The sequence below is a fragment of the Pseudarthrobacter sp. LMD1-1-1.1 genome (assembly GCF_040676255.1).
In the GTDB taxonomy this organism is placed as follows: Bacteria; Actinomycetota; Actinomycetes; order Actinomycetales; family Micrococcaceae; genus Arthrobacter.
Map to the genome: position 1 here is coordinate 246,180 of NZ_JBEGHP010000023.1, position 18,249 is coordinate 264,428.

Sequence of the window (18,249 nt, forward strand, 5' to 3'; positions counted from 1 at the left end):
ACGGTTGTTCCTGGGCGTGCCATGCCTGCTGTGGAGGCGGATGAGGAGCCGGAAGCCATGGAACAAGAGCAGGGGAGTGGGGAACTTCCTGCCGAGCCTGCTGCTGTCCCAGAGCCTGAACAGCCTGTGTCCCGTTCAGCAGTCATCGGCGTAAACGAGATGGCTGTGCTGCTGGGACGCTCCACTGGCACCGTGCGGGAGTATTTGCAGCAGGGGCGGATTCCGGGTGCCATCCAGCCTCGTGGGCGCTGGACTGTTAATAGGCAAGCGTTTGAGGAGTGGCTGGAAGGAAAACCAGCAGTCATGCCTGCAGCCAAGGAGGTCCGGGCCAAGCACCCTCCACGCCCGAAGTGGGATAACGGAGACTTCCGCCCGCCTTCTGACTCGCTCCTGAATCGGCAGTCAGAGCATACGGATTTTCCCACCTGGGGTACAACTGTCCCTTCCGGCGCCCGCCGGTGCCTGGACACCAGGAAGCCGCCTGCACAGCAGGCGGCTTCCGGCGTTTAATTCCGCATATGCAACGACTGTTATAAGGCTGTGACCTCAGTCACTTAGTTTCGCTGCTGTCTATGCACTAGCTTGAACCTAAATCAGGAATACCTGGTCCCATTCCGGGCGGCGAAGCGCCCCATTGATCCGCACGCGCATCGCATGGCCCTGTTTCGGAAGGCAGACAAATGTACCGAAAGAAAGTCCTCACCTCGTTGGCAGCGGCAGCCACATTCAGCATGCTGCTGTCGGCCTGTGCCAACCAGGCAGGCCCCGGCACCACCGAAAGCTCGGGATCGTCCAGCAAGGTGAACATCCCCGCCATTTCGAAAGTCGACGTCCCTGCCGGCGCGGTAAAGCCCGCCGGCGACGGCAAGGCGACCTGCCCCGCGACCACCACGCTCGCCTACGCAGGCGCGCAGACCGGCCCCAACGCCCAGCTTGGCGTCAACATCTTCAACGGCATCCAGCTGGCCATTGACCAGCACAACAAGTCCAACCCGGGCTGCCAGGTCCAGTTCAAGAAGTTCGACACCGAAGGCGACCCCAACAAGGCCACCGGCCCCGTCACCCAGCTGGTGAGCGAGTCGGACATCGTGGGCGTGATCGGCCTGCCGTTCTCCGGCGAATCCAAGGCCACGGGCAACATCTTCGAGCAGAAGGGCCTGGTCCACATCACCCCGTCGGCCACCAACCCCACGCTGACCGAAAACGGCTGGACCACCTTCTTCCGCGGCCTCGGCAATGACGCCGTCCAGGGCCCCGCAGCCGCCAAGTTCCTCACCGGCAAGCTCGGCGCCAAGAAGGTGTACCTGGTCCAGGATGACTCTGACTACGGCATTGGCCTGGGAACCTCCACCTCCGCGGGCCTGGGCAGTGCCCTGGCCGGAACGGAGAAGGTGACCACAGGGCAGAAGGACTTCTCCGCCGTGATCTCCAAGATCATGAACGCCAAGGCCGACGCCGTGTTCTACGCCGGCTACTACGCCGAAGGCGCACCGTTCGACCAGCAGCTGGTTGGCAAGGGATTCACCGGAACGTTCGTGGCACCTGACGGTGTCAAGGACGACCAGTTCATCAAGCAGGCAGGCGACGCTTCCAACAACGCCTACTTCACGTGCCCCTGCCTGCCGGGCGAGCTCATCCCCGACTTCGCCTCGGCCTACAAGGACGTCTCCAAGGGAGCGGAACCCGGAACGTACTCCATCGAGGGCTACGACGCCGCAACCGTACTCCTCTCCGGCATTGACGCAGGCAAGCAGAGCCGTGCGGACCTGCTGGCCTGGGTCAAGGCTTACGACAAGGACGGCCTGAGCAAGCACTACAAGTGGGATGCCAAGGGCGAGCTCCAGGCCCCGACCGTCTACGGCTACAAGGTGGAAAACGGAAAGATCGTTCCCATCGGCCCCATCGGGGAGTAGCAACCAGCACGAACCGGCTGTGGGGGCCAGCATCAGCGGGCCCCCACAGCCTTTTCTTCGCTTGGCAGCAGCCCAGGACCAAGCAACGTCAATAGACACAAGTCCCACGGCCGGGCCCACAAGGCCGCGTGCAACTGGATCAGGATGTTCCCATGCTTCCCTCTCTTGTCCCACTACTCCCGATGGAAAACGACTGGATCACCTTCGACATACCGTCCCTGGCCCAGAACTTCTGGAGTGCCACGTTTGACGGCCTCACGTTCGGGGCCATCTATGCGCTCGTAGCGCTGGGCTACACCCTGGTTTACGGCGTCCTGAACCTGATCAACTTCGCCCACTCGGAAGTGTTCATCGTTGGCTGCTACGCAGTCTTCTTTACCCTCAGCAGCCTTGGCTTCGGCCCCTCAGCTCCCCGGCTCGACATCTGGGCCATCATCCTGAACCTGCTGCTGGCGCTGGTCCTGGCCATGGTGGCGTCAGCCGTGACAGCGTTCCTGCTGGAGCGGATCGCCTACAAACCCCTGCGGCAACGGAACGCGCCCCGCCTGGTCTTCCTGATCACCGCCATTGGTGCTTCCTTCACCATCCAGTACCTCATTTACCTGTGGCGCGGTCCCAGCCCCGAACTGGCCCTGACCATGTTCCGGCCCACCCCCATTTTCGACGTCTTCGGCACCATCATCGATTCGCAGCAGCTGGTGATCATCATCGCCGCCGTGATCATGATGGTGGGCATCGACAGGTTCATCAGCAAGTCGCGCACAGGCCGCGGCATCCGGGCGGTCGCCCAGGATCCCGACACCGCCACGTTGATGGGCGTCAACAAAGAGCGCATCATTATTACCACCTTCGTCATCGGAGGCCTGCTCGCAGGAGCCGCCGCCTTGTTCTACGTCATGAAAATCCCGTCCGGTGTCCAGTACAGCGGTGGTTTCGTCCTGGGCATCAAGGCGTTTGCTGCCGCGGTGCTTGGCGGCATCGGCAACGTGCGCGGGGCCCTTCTGGGCGGACTGCTCCTCGGCCTGATCGGCAACTACGGCCAGATCCTGCTGGGCAATTCGCAGTGGACCGACGTCGTGGCGTTCGTGGTGCTGGTGCTCGTGCTGCTGCTGCGGCCCGAGGGCATCCTGGGAACCTCCCTTGGAAGGAGCAAAGCATGAGTATGACGGACGGCCCCACGCCGCTGCAGACAGCGGCCGCCCAGCAGGCAGCTGAGGAACGCGAAGCTTCCGAGAAAGCCGCGGGAAAGAGCGACCTTCGCCAGCGGGGCAAACGCAAGCCCGGCTACTTCTCCGACCGCTGGCACGCCCTGTCCCGCCAGCAGCAGTGGGCCTTCCTGGTCATCGTGGTGGTCCTGGCCTACCTGCTGCCGCTGCTCAACCCGCCGATCATCACCACCGAACCCGGCAACAACTTCGCCCTGGCATGTTTCGACATGGCACGCTTTGCGCTGATCGCCGTTGGCCTCAACATCGTGGTGGGGTACGCCGGCCTGCTGGACCTTGGCTACGTTGCCTTCTTTGCGGTGGGTTCGTACGTGGCCGCCATGCTGACCAGCCCGGATTCGCCCTACCTGCACATCCCTTACCTGTGGACGCTTCCGGTGGCCATGGCAGTCACCATGTTCTTCGGCGTCATGCTGGGCGTGCCCACACTCCGGCTCCGGGGCGACTATCTCGCCATCGTGACGCTCGGCTTCGGCGAGATCATCCGTATCCTGGCCACCATCATTCCTGCCATGAAGGGCCAGGTGGGCTTCCAGAACGTCGGCCACCCGCCGGGTGACGGGGCTGACGGGACGCCGATCTTCTCCAACTCAAACGGGGTGCCCTGGTACTGGCTGACCCTGACCATCATCATCATCGTCACCCTCCTGGTGGGCAACCTGGAACGCAGCCGGGTGGGCCGCGCCTGGATTGCCATCCGCGAAGATGAGGATGCCGCGGAAATCATGGGTGTTCCCACCTTCAAGTACAAGGTGTGGGCCTTCGCCATCGGCGCTGCCGTCGGCGGCCTGTCCGGAGCACTCTTCGCCGGGCAAGTGGGATTCGTCAACAACCAGAAGTTCGACGTCACCACATCCATCCTGTTCCTCGCCGCAGTGGTGCTGGGAGGTGCCGGCAACAAGGTGGGCGCCATCCTGGGTGGGGCCCTGGTCAGCTACATCCCGTTGAGGTTCACGGCCATCGCCGAATACAAGTACCTGATCTTCGGGATTGCGCTGGTGCTGATCATGATCTTCCGTTCCCAGGGACTCCTGCCCGCCCGGCAGCGGCTGCTGGCGTACGGCAGGACGGCACTTAACAAGGTCACCAGCCGCGATGGCACGGAGCCGAAAGACTCGAACAATCCACCAGCCGGCCCCGGGACCCAGGCGGCCGGACAGAGAGGAGCGGAGGCATGAGCTCCGAGGAAAGGCACGCGGGCTCCAGCAGCGTGGAGGAGCAGCCGGCCCAGGACAGCACGGTCCAGGACGGCTCGGCGGCCCCCGTCGCGCCGGAGCTGGACATGGAGGCCCTCGCCGAAGCCGGAGTGGACCAGGAACTGGCCGAGAAGGTGGCCCCGGACCGCGATATTGCGGTCAAGGTGGGCGACAACATTGTCGAGGTGCAAAACCTGACCATCAAGTTCGGCGGCCTGGTGGCACTGGACAACATCAGCTTCAACATCAAGCGCGGCGAGATCCTTGGCCTCATCGGGCCCAACGGCGCCGGGAAGACCACGTGCTTCAATGCGATGACCGGCGTGTACAAGCCCACCAGCGGAAAAGTGGTGCTGGAGGGGCAGGTCCTGAACGGCATCAAGCAGCACAAGATCACCCGGCTTGGCCTGTCCCGCACGTTCCAGAACATCCGCCTGTTCGGTGAGATGACCGCCCTGGAGAACGTGGTGGTGGGCCTGGACGCGCGGCACCGGACCAGCGTCGGCGGGGCGCTGCTGCGCCTGCCCACCCATATCAAGGAGGAAAAGTCGGCCATCGAGCGCGGCATGGCCCTGCTGGACTTCGTGGGCATCGGCAGCCATGCCCATGTCCTGTCCCGGCAGCTGCCGTACGGCTACCAGCGCCGGCTCGAGATAGCGCGCGCCTTGGCCACTGATCCAAAGGTCCTCTGCCTGGACGAACCGGCAGCCGGCTTCAACCCGGCCGAAAAGGAGGAACTGATGGCGCTGATCCGCACCATCAGGGACGAGGGCTACACCGTGCTGCTGATCGAGCACGACATGAAGCTGGTCATGGGTGTGACAGACCGGATTGTCGTACTGGAATTCGGTAAGAAGATCGCGGACGGACTGCCGCGGGAGATCCGCGAAGACCCGCGTGTTATTGCTGCTTACCTAGGGGAGCCTGAAGATGACGTTGCTTGAACTTGAGGGAGTGTCCGTCCACTACGGCCGCATCCAGGCCCTGCGGGACATCTCCTTCACCGTCGACGAAGGCGAAGTGGTGGCGCTGATCGGGGCCAACGGCGCCGGCAAGACCACCACCATGCGGACCATCTCCGGCCTGCTGAACTGCTCCGAGGGCAGGATCACCTTCGAGGGCCAGGACATCACCAAGATGAAGGCCCACATCCGCGTGGTGCACGGAATCTCCCAGGCCCCCGAAGGGCGCGGCATCTTCCCTGGCATGACCGTGATGGAGAACCTCGACATGGGAACGTTCGGGCGCAAGGACAGAAGCGGTGTGGGCAAGGACCTGGACCGCGTCTTTGACTTGTTTCCCCGGTTGAAGGAGCGGGAAAAGCAGTTTGGGGGAACCATGTCCGGCGGTGAGCAGCAGATGCTGGCGATCGGACGTGCGCTGATGTCCAATCCGAGACTGCTGCTGCTCGACGAGCCCTCCATGGGCCTCGCCCCACAGTTCATCCGCCAGATTTTCAAGATCATCAAGGAAATCAACAACCAGGGCACCACGGTCCTGGTGGTGGAGCAGAACGCCAACCAGGCCCTGGCCGGAGCGCACCGCGCCTTCGTTCTGGAGACGGGGGCGATCACCCACAGCGGCACCGGCAAGCAGCTGCTGGAAGATCCCTCGATCAAGGAGGCCTACCTGGGCGTGGGCTAATTCGCCTGATGGGGCCCGGTGCCGGACCGGCGGCAACGGTCACGGTTCGGTTGCAACCGGGCCCCTTGGGAACTTTCGCGGCGGCCCCCACGTGGGAATTGGTAGCGTAACCACAAGCTCATCACCCACACCCACATGGAGGAATCCCGCAATGGCACTTGGCGGCAACCCGATCTTCAACGGAAAGAGTTTCCGTGGAGCCACCCAGGCACCGCCTGTCCCGCAGGCTCCCTACGGCCAGGCGTCGTACGGCCAGCAGCCTTACGGCCAGCAACCCTATGGCCAGCAACCGTACGGCCAGCAGGGCTGGGGCACACAGCCCCAGAGCATGACCGACGAACAGCTGCGGCAGATGTACAGCCAGCCCTCGGCGGGCCCCGCGGATACTGGCCGGATGACGTTCGACGACGTCATCATGAAGACCGCTGCCTGCCTCGCCGCGGTGATTGCCGGCGCAGCAGTCACCTTGGTGGTGGCGCAGGGCCTGGCTTCCATGCTGATGATCGTCGGCGCCCTGGGCGGCTTTGTCCTGGCATTGGTGAACACCTTCAAGAAGCAGCCGTCGCCGGCGCTGATCCTGGCCTACGCCGCATTGGAAGGTCTCTTCCTCGGCGGCCTGACCCGGATCCTGGATGGCATGTTCCCCGGTGTCGGGCTGCAGGCAGTTGTCGGCACGCTTTCGGTCTTCGCCGTGACCCTGCTGCTGTTCAAGAGCGGGAAGGTCCGCGCCACGCCGAAGGCCATGCGGTTCTTTATGATCGCCATCATCGGCTATGCCGTGTTCTCCCTGGTCAACATGGTGATGATGTGGACAGGCGTCCTGCAGCAACCCTTCGGCATGCGCAGCATTGAGATCTTCGGCATCCCGCTGGGCGTCTTCATCGGACTGCTCGCCATCGGCCTCGCAGCCTTCTCGCTGATCATGGACTTCACCAGCATCGAAGAGGGCGTCCGCAACGGTGCCCCGCAGCGCTTCTCCTGGACGGCGGCCTTCGGCCTGACCGTCACGCTGGTCTGGCTGTACGTGGAGATCATCCGCCTGCTGGCCATCCTGCGCGGCGACGACTAGGCACTCCGGCAACCTCCCGCCGTCGTTCACTAAGCAACTGTGGGCCCCACCAAACTGGTGGGGCCCACAGCCGTTAAAGCGCTCCAGACGGACCGCGCCTGCCTAGGCGATCCGCATGGCGCCGGCGGCAGGGGAGACGGTGAAGATGTCCGGCGCCGCGAAGCCGGCGTCTGCGAAAGCCTTGACGACGGCGTCACGCACCTTCTGTTCGGCGTCCAGCGGCGTCAGCGCAATAGCCGCCCCGCCGAAGCCGCCCCCCGTCATGCGTGCGCCGATTGCCCCATTGGCACGGGAGGTGTCCACGGCAAGGTCCAGTTCCGGGCACGAGATTTCGAAGTCGTCGCGCATGGAGGCGTGGCTGGCGTCCAGCAGGGGGCCGATGGCGGCGGGGCCCGGGCCGCCCAGCAGATCCACGGTCTGGAGCACCCGGTCGTTCTCGGTGACGACGTGCCGGACGCGACGGAACGTGACCTCGTCCAGCAGCCCGCTGGCTTCCTCAAGGTCCGCCACCTCCAGGTCCCGCAAGGCCTTCACCCCCATGACCTCCGCGCCCAGCTCGCAGGATGCGCGCCGCGAGGCGTAGCCCCCGTCGGCGTGGGAGTGCGACACCTTGGTGTCGATCACCAGGAGCACCAGGCCGGCGGGCCCGGTCTCAAACGGGACCAGGCGCGCCGTCTGGTCCCGGCAGTCCAGGAAAACTGCGTGGCCTTGTGAACCGCGCAGGGACGCGGACTGGTCCATGATGCCGGTGGGTGCCCCGACGAAGTCATTTTCGGCCCGCTGGGTGGCCAGCACCATGTCCTCGGCCTCCAGTCCGGCGTCCGTGAGGTCGTTCAGTGCGGTGATGACGGCACATTCAATGGCGTGCGACGACGACAGGCCGGCGCCGAGCGGAACGTTTGAGTCCAGGAGCAGGTCCAGTCCGGGGACGTCGATGCCCCGTTGCCGCAGCGCCCACACGACGCCCAGGGGGTACTTGGTCCAGCCCTTTGCCGTTCCCGGCTGCAGGGTTTCGAGATTGGTGCTGACCACCCCCTGGTCGCCATACGTGGACAGCAGCCGCATGGTGGCGTCCTGGCGCACGGCGACGGCCACCCGCGCGGTGCGGTCGATGGCGAAGGGCAAAACGAAGCCTTCGTTGTAGTCCGTGTGTTCGCCGATGAGGTTGACCCGCCCGGGCGCCTGCCACACGCCGTCGGGAGCGCGGCCGAATTCCTGCTCAAAGCGGGCGCCCAGGTCCTGCGGTGTAGCACCTGCGGCCTGGCTGTTGTCCTGGTTCCGGGTGCTCACGCGGAGGCTCCTTCCGGGGTGGCCGCGAGGGCGGCAGCAGGCGTGGACGACGGTGGGACGGCAACATTGCGGAGCCGTTCCGCCACGCTTTCGGGAGTGGTGTCATTGATGAAAGCGCCCATGGCTGCCTCCGACCCTGCCAGGTACTTCAGCTTGTCGGCTGCCCTGCGCGGGGAGGTCAGCTGCAGGTGGAGGTATCCTGCCGGCCGCAGGACGTCATCCAGCGGGGCCTGGTGCCACGCGGAGATGTAGGGAGTGGGCGTGGGGTACAGGGCGTCAACCCGCTTGAGCAGGTCCAGGTAGACATGCGCCAACTCATCCTTCTCCTCCCCGTCCAAGGCCGCGAGGTCGGCGACCTGGCGGTGCGGCACTAGGTGGATTTCCAGGGGCCACCGGGCTGCGAAGGGCACGTAGGCGCTGAAGTGCGTTCCTTCCAACACCATCCTGCTGCCGTCGTCCCGCTCGGCCCGCAGCAGCGAACCGGTCAGGGTTTCCCTGCCGTCCGTTGCATCGTAATACTTCCGGGCCGCCGCACCCAGGACGCCGGCGCGGGGCGTGACGTAGGGGTAGGCGTAGATCTGGCCGTGCGGGTGGTGCAGCGTGACGCCGATGTCGGCGCCGCGGTTTTCGAACGGGAAGACCTGCTTGATCCCCGTCATGGCACTGAGGGCAGCCGTGCGGTGCGACCAGGCTTCGATCACGGTCCGGGACCGCTCCTGGCTCAGCCCGCTGAAGGATCCCGTGTGGTCCGGGGTGAACGACACGACCTCGCAGCGGCCGTATGCGGGGCCCTTCGTTCCCCAACCGGCATGCTCGGGAACCGGCCCGAGCGCCGGTCCCAGGGAGGGGAACCGGTTCTCGAAGACCACCACGTCATAGTCCGCGGCAGGAATCTCCGAAGCATTCCCGGGAGTGGTGGGACAGATGGGGCACTGGTCTGCCGGCGGAAGGTGGGTACGGGCCTGGCGGTGCGCGGCAACGGCCACCCATTCATCCGTCAGCGCATCGAAGCGGACCTCGCCCGGTTCGCCCCGCGGCGGCAGGCCGCGATGATCGGTGGTGAGGTGCCCGGCGCGGGAGGTGCTGGTGCCGGCGTCGTCGAAATACATCAGCTCCCGGCCGTCGGAGAGTCTGGTGCTGGTAATCCCTGTCATGCAAAAAGTTTGGCACAAGCGATCAGAAAAGAATAGTTAACAACAAAAAGTAACAAAGTTCGGGATGGAGGTGAGGCGCCGCCCGTTGTACGGTAATCCCCATGACTGCCTCTTCCCCACAGGAAACCTCTGTTGCATCCACCCGGACCTGCGCCACCGGCAGGCAATACGAACTGCGCCGGGGCGATGCCCTGGCCGTAGTCACCGAGCTCGCCGCGGGGCTGCGCTTGTTCAGCCGTGGCGGTGTCCTGCTGACCGAGACTTATGGGGACGACGAGATCTCCCCGGGCGGCGCCGGCATCACGCTCGCCCCCTGGGCCAACAGGGTGGAAGACGGGCAATGGTTCCTCGACGGCAGGAAACAGCAGCTGGACATCACGGAAGTGTCCCGCAACAACGCCAGCCACGGCCTGCTTCGAAACGCCGGCTATGCCCTGGTGGGGGAGTCCCCGCACGCCGTGGCGCTGGAAGCGGTCGTCTTCCCGCAGCACGGCTATCCCTTTCTGGTACGGCACCGGGTGGACTACCAGCTTTCCGAGGACCTCGGGCTGCGCGTCCGGCAGACCCTCACCAATGACGGTACGGCGGCAGCGCCTTTCGTCCTCGGCGCGCACCCCTACCTGCGGGTCGGTGACACTCCGGTCGAGGAACTGAAGCTGACCGTTGCCGCCGACACCCGTCTGGTGACCGATGAGCGCTTGATTCCGCGCAGTTCGGCCCCGGTCGACGGGGACGTTGACTTCCGTTCCGGCCGGCACGTCGCGGACCTGGCAGTGGACGTGGCCCTGACGGACCTCCGGTTTGAGGGCGGCGTGGCCCGGCACACCCTTGCGGCCGGTGACGGCAGCGCTGTGTCGCTCTGGCAGGACGAATCCTGCCAGTACGTCCACATCTTCGTGAGCACTGTGTATCCGGGCCGGACCCGGGCCGTGGCGGTGGAGCCAATGACGGGGCCGGCCAATGCATTCAACTCCGGTGACGGCCTCCGGTGGCTGCCTGCAGGGGAGTCCTTCAGCATGGAATGGGGGATCGACTACGCAGCCGGCGCGGCACGGTAGTTTGCATTGGGCCACCGCTGGGGAAGTATGGGGATATGACGCCAAAAGAGGACGACGTTACCCTTGCCCACACAGCACCGGTCCAACCGGCTCCCGCGCCGGCACCGGCCGCGGCCGCACCCCTGAGGGTCCTGACGGACCGTGAGCTGGACAAGGACATCCCGTACGGCATCCGCATCGCAGCTTCCTGGTCATGGCGGCTCGGCCTGATCCTCCTGATGGCGGGAACCCTGGTGTGGCTGCTTAGCCACATCACCCTCCTGATCATTCCGATCATGGTGGCCGCACTCCTCGCCGGACTGCTCAGCCCGGTCACGGCATGGCTGAAGAGGCGGGGGCTTCCCGCGGGTCTGGCCGTCGCAGTGACAGTCCTTGGCTTCATCGGCGTCATCGCCGGTGCACTGGCCCTGGTGGGCAGGCAACTGGTGGTCGGTTTCGGCGAACTGTATTCCCAGGCGCTTGAGGGCGTCCGGCAGGTCCAGGACTGGCTGTCCGCCGGGCCCCTGCACCTGACCGCCACCCAGATTGACCAGTACGTCAAGGAAGCCACCGACGCCCTCCAGAACAACAGCAGCAGCATCCTCAGCGGCGCCCTGTCCTTCGGGAGCACCGCCGGACACTTCGCAGCCGGGATGCTCCTCTCGCTGTTCATCCTCATATTCTTCCTCCTGGAGGGAGACCGGATCTGGGCCTTCCTGGTCAGGATGCTTCCCCGCAAAGCCCGGGCCGCCACGTTCGGCGCCGGCCACAAAGGCTGGGCATCGATGGTCAGCTACGCGCGCATCCAGATGTTCGTCGCCGCTGTCGATGCGCTGGGCATCGGCGTCGGCGCCGCCATCATTGGCGTACCGCTCGCGCTTCCCCTGGGCGTGCTGGTCTTCCTCGGCTCCTTCATCCCGGTGGTGGGCGCCCTGGTGACCGGCGTCGTTGCCGTCCTGCTGGCACTGGTGGCCAACGGTCCCGTCAACGCCCTGATCATGCTGGGCATCGTCCTGCTGGTCCAGCAGCTCGAGGGCCACATCCTGCAGCCCCTGGTCATGGGCAAGGCAGTCTCGCTCCACCCGGTGGCAGTAATCCTCAGCGTTGCGGCCGGTTCCTACCTCGCCGGCATCCCCGGGGCGCTGTTCTCGGTACCCATCCTGGCCGTAGCAAACTCGGCCGTTCGCTACATTGCGGCCAGAACGTGGGAACATGAACAGGTGCCGGTTATTGCCGGAAGGCCCATCACAGCCGGAGCGGGCGGGGACAACACCATCGAGGACGTTGAGCCGCCGTCTGCATCCGACGCCGGGAACGGCCGGGCGGCAGGCACTTCATCCGAACACCGTGATGCCCGCACCGCCTCTCCGGAGGGCGGCGGGGCAGAACCCAAAGGAGAGTAGTCCGTGAAGATCCTTGAAACCCTTCCCGTCACACTGGACGATGTCCTTGAGGCGCAGAAGCTGCTTGACGGGATCATTGCGCGCACGCCCGTGGAATCGTCCCGGGCGCTGGGGGGCATGGTGGGCGGCGACGTCCATTTCAAATGCGAAAACCTGCAGCGCGCCGGCTCGTTCAAGGTCCGCGGTGCCTACGTACGGATGGCCCGGCTCTCGCCGGAAGAGAAAAAGCGGGGCGTGGTGGCGGCGTCGGCCGGCAACCATGCACAGGGCGTTGCCGTTGCCGCCAAAAGTCTTGGCATCAAGGCCCGGATCTACATGCCACTGGGCGTAGCACTGCCCAAGCTTGCCGCCACCCGCAGCCATGGTGCCGAAGTCATCCTGCACGGGCACAACGTGGACGAGGCGCTCGCTGAAGCCCAGCGCTACAGCGATGAAACTGGCATGGTCTTCGTCCATCCGTTCGACAATGTGGACGTGGTGGCAGGCCAGGGAACCGTAGGCCTGGAAATCCTTGAGCAGGTCCCCAACGTCGACACCGTCCTCATGGGCGTGGGCGGCGGCGGGCTCCTGGCGGGAGTCGCCGTCGCCATCAAGGCCCGCGCACGGGAACTCGGCCGGGAGATCCGCATCATCGGCGTCCAGGCGGAGAACGCCGCCGCGTACCCGCCCTCGCTTGCCGCTGATGCCCTGGTACCGCTGAAGCGGGTCTCCACCATGGCGGACGGCATTGCCGTGGGACGCCCGGGACAGCTGCCTTTCAGCATCATCCGCGAGCTGGTGGATGACGTGGTCACCGTCAGCGAGGACTCGCTGGCCCGCGCGCTGATCTTCCTGCTCGAGCGGGCCAAGATGGTGGTGGAACCCGCCGGCGCAGTGGGCGTGGCCGCCCTCATGGACGGCAAGATCGAGAACCCGGGCTCCACGGTGGTGGTCCTCTCCGGCGGAAACATCGACCCCATGCTGATGCTCAAGGTCATCCAGCGCGGCCTCTCCGCCGCAGGGCGCTACATGACCGTTCGGATGATGCTTGATGACCGCCCCGGCTCCCTGGCAACCATTGCCCGCATCATCGCCGAAAATGATGCCAACGTCACCGGCCTGGACCACACCCGGGTGGGTGGATCCATCAGCATGGGCGATGTCTCGATCACCGTGAACCTGGAGACCAAGGGCCACCAGCACGGTGAACAGGTCCTCAGCGCCCTCCGTGCCGAGGGCTTCCAGCCCATCGTTGTGCACTAGGAGCGGCCATGGCCGGACTGGGCAGCGGACTGACGGGTAACGGAGGCGGCCCGGCGCGGCAAACCATCGCCGCGCGCGCCAAGGGCGGCCTGGTAGTTCTGGGCGGCTTCGTGGCCCTGCTGTTCGCCATCGAGGTGGTCAACACGCTGATGATGGGCGCCCTCACGCGGACCTTCGGCCTGCGGCCCAGGAGCGCCGACGGGCTGCTGGACATCTTCACCTTCCCGCTCCTGCATGCCAACCTGAACCATCTGCTGTCCAACAGCCTGCCCCTGGTCATCTTCGGCTTCCTCGTGTTCCTCTCGGGGCTCCGCGTGTTCCTCACCGCGCTGGCCTTCAGTTGGCTCGGCAGCGGGGTCACCGTCTGGCTTATCGGCAACGGCGTCACGGTGGGCGCGTCCGGCCTGGTCTTCGGGCTCTTCGCGTTCCTTCTGGTGCGTGGCTTCTTCAACCGCAGCTGGCGGCAGATCCTGCTCGCGGTGGTCCTCTTTATGGGGTACGGGAGCATCCTGCTCGGTGCCCTGCCCTTCGTGGCAGGCTACGTGAGCTGGCAGGCGCACCTGGGCGGCGCCGCGGGCGGGGTAGTGGCGGCCCTGCTGCTTCGTCCGCGCCTCCCTGCGCTCCCGCGCCAGTCCTGACCGCCGGTCCTCCCCGGCGGCGCGCCCGGGCGGTCCTTGCGGCGCAGACAAAAAAGCGGCGGCCGTCCCCGTGGGGACGGCCGCCGCTTTTGCCGGACCGGCCTGCTGCTTGTCCTGGCGTTACCCGGCGTAGGGCTTGGCGGAGAGGATCTCCACCTTGATGTCCTTGCCGTTCGGCGCAACGTAGCTGAGGGTCTCGCCCTCCTTGTGCCCCAGGATGGCCGCACCAAGGGGCGACTTCTCGCTGAAGACATCCAGGTCCGAGTCGCCGGCGATTTCGCGCGATCCCAGCAGGAAGGTCTCCTCATCCCCGGCGATCCTGGCAACCACGAGCATTCCGGGCTCAACGATGCCGTCATCGGCAGGCGCTTCACCCACATGGGCGTCCCGGAGCAGGACGGTCAGCTGGCGGATGCGGGCTTCAATCTTGCCCTGCTCCTCCTTGGCCGCGTGGTAGCCCCCGTTTTCCTTGAGGTCCCCCTCTTGCCGCGCTGCTTCAATCTTCTGGACGATCTCCGCCCGGCCTGCGCCGGAAAGGTGGTCCAGCTCTGCCTTCAGGCGGTCAAAAGCTTCCTGGGTAAGCCAGGCTGCAGATGCGCTGTTGGTGGTAGACACGGACTTCTCCTCTAGTGGTCTTACATGCAAAAGACCCCGCCACGGTGGCCACTTGTGGAACAGTAACCAGCTCAGCGGGGTAAAGGTATCTCTCCATTGTAGTCAATCCCTTGGAGATAACCCAACAATCAAGCGTCGCGCATCACATCCCTTAGGACTCCCCGCCGGGAATCCAGCAGCTGTCCACCACTCCGGACACGGACGCCGACTCCGTGCGCATCGTGACGCGCTGGGCAACTGTCCTGCCGCCGTCGGGCGTTGAGTCCGCCGCCGACGGCGGGATGTCCACCACCTTCCAGCCCACCACGGCAAACTTGGCGTCCAGCGCCTTCACGGCGCACTTGACGGGCTTGGCCGGTTCCCGGGTCACCTGGAAATCGACCTCGGCGAGGGTGGCATCGGTGGTGCTGTAACCCACGTCCTTGAACGTCACCCCGGAGAGCGAATTGGACGTGGTCACCCAGGCCAGGAACCCGATCCCCACGGCCAGCGCGACGCCGATGGCCAGCCGGGCGGCCCTGGGGGAGAGCCGGCGCTTTTTAGCACCATACCGATTGGCTAGGCTAGTGTCTGCGGGCGCGGATTGGGCCGGCTGGTCCGGGGAAGTCACCAGACCAGTTTAGTGCCCTTTCCGCCGGCGCTTTCGCGGTGGCACCAGCTGCCGGCAAGGCGCTGCGCCCGCCGCATCACCCGTATGCTGCCCCAGAGCCGCGAAAGACAAAATTAAGGAGCCGTCCCCTCCATGACAGCGCCCAGCAAATCCCAGGTGCCGCTCCGGCTGCTCGCGGTCCACGCCCACCCGGATGACGAATCCAGCAAGGGTGCTGCGACCATGGCCATGTATGCATCCACCGGCGTGGACGTCCTGGTGGCAACCTGCACGGACGGCTCCCGCGGTGACATCCAGAACCCGGCAGTTGAAGGTGAGCCGCATCCCAAGCGGGACATGGCCGGCGCGCGAAGGCTGGAGATGCAGCGGGCCGCCGCCATCCTGGGCATCCGCCAGCGCTGGCTGGGCTTTGTGGACTCCGGCCTCCCCGAGGGTGACCCGCTCCCGCCCCTTCCGGCCGGCTCCTTCGCCACCCTGCCCCTGCAGCAGGCGGCCGCGCCCCTGGTCCGGCTGGTCCGGTCCTTTAAGCCGCATGTCATCCTCAGTTATGACGAGAACGGCGGCTACCCCCACCCGGACCACATCATGGCCCACCGGGTAGCCGTGGAAGCGTTCGAGGCAGCGGGGGATCCGGAACGGTACCCGGACGCGGGGGACGCCTGGGAGCCCAGCAAGCTCTATTACGACCGTGCCTTCAGCCCGGAGAGGTTCCGGGCACTGCACTTTGCGCTCGAAGAGGCGGGTCTGCAGTCCCCGTATGCCGAGCGCCTGGCCGCGTGGCTGGAGTCCGATGCGGAGGGGCACACGCCACCTCCTGCCGCGAACCCCACCACCACCCAGGTGGACTGCGGCGACTTCTTCGAAATGCGCGACGACGCACTGCGCGCCCACCGCACGCAGGTGGACCCGCTGGGGTTCTTCTTCGCGGTTTCCCCGGACATGCAGCGCCGGGTCTGGCCCTGGGAAGACTACTCCCTGATCCACTCCCGGGTGCCGTCCGAGCTCCCCGAGAAGGACCTGTTCGCCGGGCTAAGATAGACAGGCAGGCCATTTCTATCTTGCGTAGAAGACAGGTGCGGTGACGGGCCGTTCCGTCCGCATCCTGCTGCATCCGTTCCACCAGAAGGTATTAACCGTGCATTCTCTGCTCCTCAGCCTCGCCACCACGCCGAGCCCGCTGCCCACTCCGACGCTCCGGGACGGAATATCCGAGGACCAGGTAACACCGGGCCTTCTGGGGTTCATCATGACGGCCTTCTTTGTTGTGGCCACCGCCCTGCTCATTGTGGACATGGTGCGGCGGATCCGCAGGGTCCGCTACCGCGCCCAGGTGGAGGAGGAACGCCTGGCCGCCGCTGCCGCGGCTGACGTGGACGCCGCAGACGCCCAGGACGGGCTCGACGACGGCACCCGCCAGGCAGCGCCGGACGCCAACGGAAACGGCCCGGCAAACGGGCTTCCGCGGCCCCGCGAATAAGAGGGTCCCGCCGCCGGGGCGGCTTTAGGCAAGGACCGCCAGCGCGATCGCCACGAAGTGGGCCGCGAAGGCAAACACGGTGAACGCGTGGAACAGTTCGTGGAAACCGAAGTGGTAGTAGCTGAAGTTCGGCTTCTTGAGGGCGTAGAAGACAGCGCCCGTGATGTAGAGGACGCCGCCCACGCAGATCAGCACTGCTGCTGGAATGCTGGCCTGGAAGAACTGCGGCAGGTAGAACAGCGCGCCGCAGCCCAGCGCGATGTAGATCGGCACGTAGAGCCAGCGTGGCGCATCAGTCCAGAGCAGCCGGAATAGTACTCCGAGGATGGCCCCGGCCCAGATGACCCACAGGAGCACCACTGCCTGCTGGCGTTCCAGCAGGGTCCATGCCAGTGGCGTGTACGTGCCGGCGATCACCAGCATGATGTTGGTATGGTCCAGCCGCTTCAGGATGAGCTTGACCCGCGGGGACCAGTTGCCGCGATGGTAGACGGCGCTGACACCGAACAGCAGAACGCCGGTGGCAGCGTAGATGGCAGAGGTGACCCGGCGGTCAACCGTGGGTGCGAGGACAACCAGGATGATCCCTGCGGCCAGGGCCAGCGGGGCCGTGACTGTGTGGATCCAGCCGCGCCATTTGGGCTTGATCATCAGTAGTTCCGCCAGGCGTACCGCGGCATCATCCACCGCGCTGGGCTCCGGATCCGGGCCGGGGTTCCGGTCCTCGGGCCGGGGTGCCGGGGAGGCCTGCGGGGAGTCGCTGTTCATGGCACCAGAATAACTTACGGGCCGGTAAGTTACCGCTCAGTAACATCCCTTTGGGTCCGGTCCTGAGGTCCTGCCCGTCCCGGGGCGTCCCGGGCGGTAGCCTAGGATGTGGATGTACGTACGGCAGGAAAGTCAGGTGAGTGGACGCGTGGAGTTGCCCGGGTTCCTCTATGGCTATTACGAGCGCCGGCTGCTCAAGGACCTCCCGCGCGACCGCATTCCCCGGCACATAGGTGTCATGGTGGATGGAAACCGGCGCTGGGCCAAGCAGTTCAATGCCCCCACTGCCCAGGGCCACCAGGCGGGAGCGGACAAGATCCACGAATTCCTGGGCTGGTGCCAGGAGCTCGGGGTCAAGGTGGTGACGCTGTACATGCTCTCCACGGACAACATGAACCGCTCCAGCGAGGAACTGGACCTCCTGATGGGGATCATCGCCAACACCCTGGACCGGCTGGATGAAGACGCGAACATCTCCGTGCATGCCATGGGTGCCCCTGAACTGCTTCCGGACTACCTGGCTGAGCGGCTGAACAAACTCACGGCCAGGACTCCTGTGCGGGAAAAGATCCACGTCAATGTGGCGGTGGGGTACGGGGGCCGCAGGGAGATTGTCGACGCCGTCCGTGAACTCCTGCATGACGCCGTCGCCAAGGGCATGGATATTTCCAAGCTTGCCGATGACCTGTGCGTCGACGACATCTCCCGGTACCTGTACACGCGGGGCCAGCCGGATCCGGACCTGGTAATCAGGACGTCGGGGGAGCAGCGCCTCTCCGGCTTCCTGATGTGGCAGAGCGCCTACAGCGAGTTCTACTTTTGCGAGGCCCTGTGGCCCGCCTTCCGGAAGGTCGACTTCCTCCGCGCCCTGCGGGACTACGCCGGGCGGCAGCGGCGCTTCGGCACCTGAAACCCGCGGTTCATCACGAGTTCATACGTCCGCCGGAGAAATCGCCGCCAAATAGTT

The 18,249-nt window shown here is 65.5% G+C and carries 19 protein-coding genes; 14 read left to right on the top strand and 5 right to left on the bottom strand.

Annotated features, from left to right (window positions below):
- Positions 1-159 precede the first annotated feature (159 nt).
- The 7 genes from MRBLMD1_RS14760 to MRBLMD1_RS14790 all read left to right on the top strand — a co-directional run bounded on the left by MRBLMD1_RS14760 (position 160) and on the right by MRBLMD1_RS14790 (position 7,048).
- Positions 160-510, top strand: coding sequence for a helix-turn-helix domain-containing protein (locus MRBLMD1_RS14760; protein ID WP_364401450.1), 351 nt, complete (start codon positions 160-162; stop codon positions 508-510).
- Between the two features lie 170 nt (positions 511-680).
- On the top strand, positions 681-1,913 hold the full coding sequence (locus tag MRBLMD1_RS14765; protein WP_159632549.1) for a branched-chain amino acid ABC transporter substrate-binding protein: 1,233 nt from the start codon (positions 681-683) through the stop codon (positions 1,911-1,913).
- Positions 1,914-2,065: 152 nt separating this feature from the next.
- The gene (locus MRBLMD1_RS14770) at positions 2,066-3,073 is read left to right on the top strand and encodes a branched-chain amino acid ABC transporter permease (protein ID WP_159632548.1); all 1,008 of its coding nucleotides are present in this window, start codon (positions 2,066-2,068) and stop codon (positions 3,071-3,073) included.
- A complete protein-coding gene (locus tag MRBLMD1_RS14775) occupies positions 3,070-4,317 on the top strand; it encodes a branched-chain amino acid ABC transporter permease (RefSeq protein ID WP_364400956.1) in 1,248 nt (415 codons plus the stop codon). Before MRBLMD1_RS14770 ends, MRBLMD1_RS14775 begins: the two co-directional genes overlap by 4 nt.
- Positions 4,314-5,279 carry an ABC transporter ATP-binding protein gene (locus tag MRBLMD1_RS14780; RefSeq protein ID WP_307488567.1) on the top strand — a complete coding sequence of 322 codons (966 nt, stop codon included), beginning with the start codon at positions 4,314-4,316 and terminating at the stop codon, positions 5,277-5,279. The genes MRBLMD1_RS14775 and MRBLMD1_RS14780 overlap by 4 nt, the downstream gene beginning before the upstream one ends.
- Entirely contained in the window at positions 5,272-5,979 is a 708-nt protein-coding gene (locus tag MRBLMD1_RS14785; protein WP_364401453.1) for an ABC transporter ATP-binding protein, read from the top strand. Before MRBLMD1_RS14780 ends, MRBLMD1_RS14785 begins: the two co-directional genes overlap by 8 nt.
- 151 nt (positions 5,980-6,130) lie before the next feature.
- Positions 6,131-7,048: a Bax inhibitor-1/YccA family protein gene (locus MRBLMD1_RS14790; RefSeq protein WP_364400959.1), complete on the top strand. Its 918-nt coding sequence runs from the start codon at positions 6,131-6,133 to the stop codon at positions 7,046-7,048.
- 102 nt (positions 7,049-7,150) lie between these two features.
- On the opposite strand, the gene galK is transcribed toward MRBLMD1_RS14790, so the two are convergent.
- Together galK and galT are read right to left on the bottom strand one after the other, a co-directional pair.
- On the bottom strand, positions 7,151-8,338 hold the full coding sequence (galK, locus tag MRBLMD1_RS14795; RefSeq protein ID WP_364400962.1) for a galactokinase: 1,188 nt from the start codon (positions 8,336-8,338) through the stop codon (positions 7,151-7,153).
- A complete protein-coding gene (galT, locus tag MRBLMD1_RS14800; protein ID WP_275180422.1) occupies positions 8,335-9,492 on the bottom strand; it encodes a galactose-1-phosphate uridylyltransferase in 1,158 nt (385 codons plus the stop codon). Before galT ends, galK begins: the two co-directional genes overlap by 4 nt.
- Positions 9,493-9,593: 101 nt before the next feature.
- Here galT and MRBLMD1_RS14805 point away from each other — a divergent pair, with 101 nt between their 5' ends.
- The 4 genes from MRBLMD1_RS14805 to MRBLMD1_RS14820 are packed head-to-tail and all read left to right on the top strand — an operon-like array spanning position 9,594 to position 13,812.
- On the top strand, positions 9,594-10,550 hold the full coding sequence (locus MRBLMD1_RS14805; RefSeq protein ID WP_364400966.1) for an aldose 1-epimerase family protein: 957 nt from the start codon (positions 9,594-9,596) through the stop codon (positions 10,548-10,550).
- Positions 10,551-10,585: 35 nt separating this feature from the next.
- Complete coding sequence (locus MRBLMD1_RS14810) at positions 10,586-11,932, top strand: AI-2E family transporter (RefSeq protein ID WP_275180420.1); 1,347 nt, start codon at positions 10,586-10,588, stop codon at positions 11,930-11,932.
- A gap of 3 nt (positions 11,933-11,935) precedes the next feature.
- The gene (gene ilvA, locus MRBLMD1_RS14815; RefSeq protein WP_159632540.1) at positions 11,936-13,174 is read left to right on the top strand and encodes a threonine ammonia-lyase; all 1,239 of its coding nucleotides are present in this window, start codon (positions 11,936-11,938) and stop codon (positions 13,172-13,174) included.
- Positions 13,175-13,182: 8 nt separating this feature from the next.
- Complete coding sequence (locus tag MRBLMD1_RS14820) at positions 13,183-13,812, top strand: rhomboid family intramembrane serine protease (protein ID WP_159632539.1); 630 nt, start codon at positions 13,183-13,185, stop codon at positions 13,810-13,812.
- 120 nt (positions 13,813-13,932) lie between these two features.
- Here the strand turns inward: MRBLMD1_RS14820 and greA are convergent, their stop codons facing one another.
- Positions 13,933-14,427, bottom strand: a complete 495-nt coding sequence (greA, locus tag MRBLMD1_RS14825) for a transcription elongation factor GreA (protein ID WP_159632538.1) — start codon at positions 14,425-14,427, stop codon at positions 13,933-13,935.
- Between the two features lie 151 nt (positions 14,428-14,578).
- Positions 14,579-15,037 (bottom strand): DUF4307 domain-containing protein, encoded by a 459-nt coding sequence (locus MRBLMD1_RS14830; protein WP_364400971.1) that lies wholly within the window; start codon positions 15,035-15,037, stop codon positions 14,579-14,581.
- Between the two features lie 132 nt (positions 15,038-15,169).
- Here MRBLMD1_RS14830 and mca point away from each other — a divergent pair, with 132 nt between their 5' ends.
- Both mca and MRBLMD1_RS14840 read left to right on the top strand, forming a co-directional pair.
- Entirely contained in the window at positions 15,170-16,075 is a 906-nt protein-coding gene (gene mca / locus MRBLMD1_RS14835) for a mycothiol conjugate amidase Mca (protein ID WP_364400974.1), read from the top strand.
- 97 nt (positions 16,076-16,172) lie between these two features.
- On the top strand, positions 16,173-16,514 hold the full coding sequence (locus MRBLMD1_RS14840) for a hypothetical protein (protein ID WP_159632535.1): 342 nt from the start codon (positions 16,173-16,175) through the stop codon (positions 16,512-16,514).
- Positions 16,515-16,538: 24 nt separating this feature from the next.
- On the opposite strand, the gene trhA is transcribed toward MRBLMD1_RS14840, so the two are convergent.
- Entirely contained in the window at positions 16,539-17,282 is a 744-nt protein-coding gene (gene trhA, locus MRBLMD1_RS14845; RefSeq protein ID WP_414703694.1) for a PAQR family membrane homeostasis protein TrhA, read from the bottom strand.
- Positions 17,283-17,430: 148 nt separating this feature from the next.
- On the opposite strand from trhA, the gene MRBLMD1_RS14850 reads away from it, so the two are divergent.
- The gene (locus MRBLMD1_RS14850; protein ID WP_159635666.1) at positions 17,431-18,192 is read left to right on the top strand and encodes an isoprenyl transferase; all 762 of its coding nucleotides are present in this window, start codon (positions 17,431-17,433) and stop codon (positions 18,190-18,192) included.
- The last annotated feature ends 57 nt before the right edge of the window (positions 18,193-18,249 follow it).

Coding starts and splice junctions, on each gene's coding strand:
- MRBLMD1_RS14760 (WP_364401450.1), top strand. CDS start 160: ATGGCTGTGCTGCTGGGACGCTCCACTGGCACCGTGCGGGAGTATTTG.
- galT (WP_275180422.1), bottom strand. CDS start 9,492: ATGACAGGGATTACCAGCACCAGACTCTCCGACGGCCGGGAGCTGATG.
- MRBLMD1_RS14820 (WP_159632539.1), top strand. CDS start 13,183: ATGGCCGGACTGGGCAGCGGACTGACGGGTAACGGAGGCGGCCCGGCG.
- MRBLMD1_RS14770 (WP_159632548.1), top strand. CDS start 2,066: ATGCTTCCCTCTCTTGTCCCACTACTCCCGATGGAAAACGACTGGATC.
- MRBLMD1_RS14810 (WP_275180420.1), top strand. CDS start 10,586: ATGACGCCAAAAGAGGACGACGTTACCCTTGCCCACACAGCACCGGTC.
- MRBLMD1_RS14765 (WP_159632549.1), top strand. CDS start 681: ATGTACCGAAAGAAAGTCCTCACCTCGTTGGCAGCGGCAGCCACATTC.
- mca (WP_364400974.1), top strand. CDS start 15,170: ATGACAGCGCCCAGCAAATCCCAGGTGCCGCTCCGGCTGCTCGCGGTC.
- MRBLMD1_RS14805 (WP_364400966.1), top strand. CDS start 9,594: ATGACTGCCTCTTCCCCACAGGAAACCTCTGTTGCATCCACCCGGACC.
- trhA (WP_414703694.1), bottom strand. CDS start 17,282: ATGAACAGCGACTCCCCGCAGGCCTCCCCGGCACCCCGGCCCGAGGAC.
- MRBLMD1_RS14780 (WP_307488567.1), top strand. CDS start 4,314: ATGAGCTCCGAGGAAAGGCACGCGGGCTCCAGCAGCGTGGAGGAGCAG.
- MRBLMD1_RS14790 (WP_364400959.1), top strand. CDS start 6,131: ATGGCACTTGGCGGCAACCCGATCTTCAACGGAAAGAGTTTCCGTGGA.
- MRBLMD1_RS14775 (WP_364400956.1), top strand. CDS start 3,070: ATGAGTATGACGGACGGCCCCACGCCGCTGCAGACAGCGGCCGCCCAG.